This window comes from Rhizobacter sp. P1_G5, assembly GCF_056405435.1.
This window is the reverse complement of sequence record NZ_JBFUCB010000620.1, coordinates 1-3,496: the sequence shown is the minus strand read 5'-3', so window position 1 is coordinate 3,496 and position 3,496 is coordinate 1. Positions and strand designations below refer to the sequence as shown.

Genomic DNA, 3,496 nt, shown 5'->3' with positions numbered 1-3,496 from the left:
CCACCGCGTTCTGCGCCCAGGAACTGGCGGCCGCCACGCGCCTGGACGCCGAGGCGGCCTTCTCCGCCGGGCTGATGCACGACATCGGCCGCCTCGCGCTCGCCACCTACTTTCCGCTCGAGCTGAGCCAGACCATCGACTGGGCGGCCCGCCACGACATCCACTCGCTCGAGGCGGAACGGCTGATGCTGAACACCGACCATGCCATGGTCGGCGGCCTGATCGCCGAGCACTGGCATTTCGCGCCGGCGATCGCCGAGGCGATCCGCTGCCACCACGAACTGCCTGCGCACACCGGCGCGACGCTGGCCGACCTGGTGCACGTGGCCGACAACATGACCCATGCGCTCGACCTGTCGGGCCTGGACGAAGACATGGTGCCGCCGCTCTCGCTGGACGCCTGGCAGCGCATCGCCCTGACGCCGCAGCAGGCCCAGCGCACCTTCGAACGAACCGAGCGGCAGGCGCGCAGCGTGCGCGAATCGCTGACCGTCTAGGAGACACCCATGGATGCACATGAAGTGGCTGCCAGCCAGCTCACCCCTACCCAGGTCGAGGCGCTGCTGCGCGCCAACGAGGAACTCACCGAACTGAACCGCAAGCTGTCGGACGCGCAGGACAAGCTGGTCCAGTCGGAGAAGCTGGCCTCGATCGGCCAGCTGGCCGCCGGCGTGGCGCACGAGATCAACAACCCGATCGGATTCATCTTCTCGAACTTCGGAACGTTGGAGAAATACCTCGCGCAGCTGTTCGACATGCTCAAGGCGTATGAAGAGGCCGAACCCGTGCTGGCCGGCAGCCCGGTCGCGGCGCGGCTGCTGCGCCTGCGCGAGGAGATCGAGCTCGACTACCTGAAGGACGACATCCCGGCGCTGATGGCCGAGTCCAAGGACGGCATCCAGCGCGTTCGCAAGATCGTGCAGGACCTGAAGGACTTCTCGCGCGTCGACGCGCGCCAGGAATGGGAGTGGGTCAGCCTGCACACCGGCATCGACTCGACGCTCAACATCGTCAACAACGAGATCAAGTACAAGGCCGACGTCGTCAAGCAGTACGGCGAACTGCCCGAGGTGGAGTGCCTGCCGTCCGAGCTGAACCAGGTGTTCATGAACCTGCTCGTCAACGCGGCGCACGCCATCAGCGCCGAGCGCGGCACGATCACCATCAGGACGGGCACGCAGGGCGACGAAGCCTGGGTCGACATCTCGGACAACGGCTGCGGCATCCCGGCCGAGAACCTGAAGCGGATCTTCGACCCGTTCTTCACCACCAAGCCGGTCGGCAAGGGCACCGGGCTCGGCCTGTCGCTCTCCTACGGCATCGTCAAGAAGCACGGCGGGCGCATCGAGGTGAACAGCGAACCCGGCCGCGGCACCGCGTTCCGCGTCAGCGTTCCGGTCAAGCGCGTGGCCGCGCTGGCGGACTGAGCCGGTACCTGCGATGCAAGCCACTGCCCTGCCCGACACCGCGCCGTGCGCGCCCGCCGGCGAAGCGCCGGTGCCGGCGGCGCCCGCCCCGTGGACCATCCTGTGCGTCGACGACGAGCCCAACATCCTGTCGTCGCTGAAGCGCGCGCTGCGCGGCCCGCAGTACCGCGTCGTCACCGCAGGCAGCGGGAGCGAGGCGCTGGCGCTGATGGAAAGCGAGCCGGTCGACCTGATCATCTCCGACATGCGCATGCCCGGCATGGACGGTGCGCAGCTGCTGGGCCAGGTCCGCCGGCGCTGGCCCGGCACGATGCGCATCCTGCTGACCGGCTATGCCGACGTCGACTCGACCATCGCCGCCATCAACGAAGGCCAGATCTACCGCTACGTCAACAAGCCGTGGGACGACGGCGAATTGCGGGTCACCGTCGCGCAGGCGCTGGAGCGGCTGGGGCTGGAGCGCGAGAAGGCCCGCCTCGAGGCATTGACGCATGCGCAGAACGAGGAACTGCGCGGCTTCAACGCGCAGCTCGAGCGGCGCGTGCAGGAACGCACCGTCGAGGTCACGCAGGCGCACGACAAGCTCAAGCGCAACTACATGACCTCGATCAAGGTGTTCTCCAACCTGATCGAGCTGCGCGGCGGCCAGCTGACGGGGCACGGACGCCGCATGGCCGAGTCGACGCGCCAGCTGGCCAAGGCGATGGGCTGCAACGGCGAAGACACGCAGACGGTGTTCGTCGCGGCGCTGCTGCACGACATCGGCCTGATCGGACTGTCCGACGAGGTCCTCGCGAAGCCGATTCCCAAGCTGACGGCCGAAGAGCTCGCGACCTATCGCAAGCATCCCGTCCTGGGCGAGCAGTCGCTGCTGGCGCTGGACGACATGCAGCCGGTGGCCACGCTGATCCGCGCGCACCACGAGCGCTTCGACGGCCAGGGCTTTCCCGACGGCCGCTGCGGCGCCGACATCCCGCTGGGCGCGCGCATCCTGGCGGTGGCCGACGCCTACGACGACCTGCTGAACGGCCACCTGGGCGCGCCGGGGCTGAAGACGGCGCAGGTGCGAACGCTGATGATGCACGGCCGGGGCAGCCAGTTCGACCCCGAGGTGCTGGACGTCTTCCTGCACATCAACCAGCCGAGCGCGCCGCAGCCGCCGGCGCCACTGTCGATGACCACGGAATCGCTGCAGCCCGGCATGGTGCTGGCAGCCGACCTGATCTCGCGCGAGGGCGCGGTGCTGCTGGCGACCGACCACGTGCTGACGGCCGACACCATCCGCCGCATCCGCCTCTATGAACAACGCGAAGGCATTCGCATCGAGCTGCGCGTGCGGCCCTCCCGGAGAACCTGATGAAAGCATCCATCCTGCTGGTCGACGACGAACCCCATGTGCTCGCGGCCCTGCAACGCGTGCTGCGGCTGCCCTTGCGCGACCTGGCCCGCGTCGAGCTGTTCAGCGACACCCGGCTCGCACTGGCGCGCGTGCGCGAGCATGCGTTCGACGTGGTGGTGTCCGATTTCCGCATGCCCCAGCAGGACGGCGTGGCCTTCCTGCGCGAGGTGCGCGAGGTGCAGCCACGCGCGGTGCCGATGATCGTCAGCGGCTCCGCCGACGTCGCCACGCTGGTGCGTGCCGTCAATGACGCCCAGGTGTTCCGCTACATCCTCAAGCCGTGGAGCGACGACGAACTGGTCGGCAGCGTGAAGGCCGCGCTGGCGCACGCGCAGGCCTCGAAGGAAGAGGCGCTGCTCGCCGACGCCATGCGGGTGCGGGAGGGCCGCCTGCCGGCGCTCGAGGCGGAGCGGCGGCGCCTCGAATCCGAAGAACCGGGCCTCACGCACGTGGACTGGGGGCCGAACGGCGAAGTGCTGATGCCGCCGCTGTCCTGAGCGCGCGACCCACGGCCGCTCACTCCTTCATGGGGCGAGGTCCGCCCCGGGAGGCGAATTTCGTTTGACGGCCACAAGATTTGGGATAAAAATCCCAAATATGAATCCAACGACTGCCGTGCAGAACGCCGTCGCCAGCGCCGTCACCCGTGTCCTGCGGCCCCTGGTGCGGC

4 protein-coding genes are annotated in these 3,496 nt (G+C 68.6%); all 4 read left to right on the top strand.

The features are described 5' to 3' along the window. Positions 1–497 (top strand): HDOD domain-containing protein (locus AC1D12_RS28215; RefSeq protein WP_477844394.1); only part of this gene is annotated, 497 nt, incomplete at its 5' end. A gap of 9 nt (positions 498–506) precedes the next feature. Further along, positions 507–1,427 (top strand): ATP-binding protein, encoded by a 921-nt coding sequence (locus tag AC1D12_RS28210; protein ID WP_477825165.1) that lies wholly within the window; start codon positions 507–509, stop codon positions 1,425–1,427. A 13-nt stretch (positions 1,428–1,440) separates the two neighbouring features. Then, on the top strand, positions 1,441–2,784 hold the full coding sequence (gene nosR / locus AC1D12_RS28205) for a response regulator c-di-GMP phosphodiesterase, NosR family (RefSeq protein WP_465113730.1): 1,344 nt from the start codon (positions 1,441–1,443) through the stop codon (positions 2,782–2,784). Next, complete coding sequence (locus AC1D12_RS28200; protein ID WP_047510570.1) at positions 2,784–3,323, top strand: response regulator; 540 nt, start codon at positions 2,784–2,786, stop codon at positions 3,321–3,323. The genes nosR and AC1D12_RS28200 overlap by 1 nt, the downstream gene beginning before the upstream one ends. Positions 3,324–3,496 lie beyond the last annotated feature (173 nt).

What these genes read in the sequence shown, in the direction of transcription:
- AC1D12_RS28210 (WP_477825165.1), top strand. Translation starts at nt 507, where the DNA reads ATGGATGCACATGAAGTGGCTGCCAGCCAGCTCACCCCTACCCAGGTC.
- nosR (WP_465113730.1), top strand. Translation starts at nt 1,441, where the DNA reads ATGCAAGCCACTGCCCTGCCCGACACCGCGCCGTGCGCGCCCGCCGGC.
- AC1D12_RS28200 (WP_047510570.1), top strand. Translation starts at nt 2,784, where the DNA reads ATGAAAGCATCCATCCTGCTGGTCGACGACGAACCCCATGTGCTCGCG.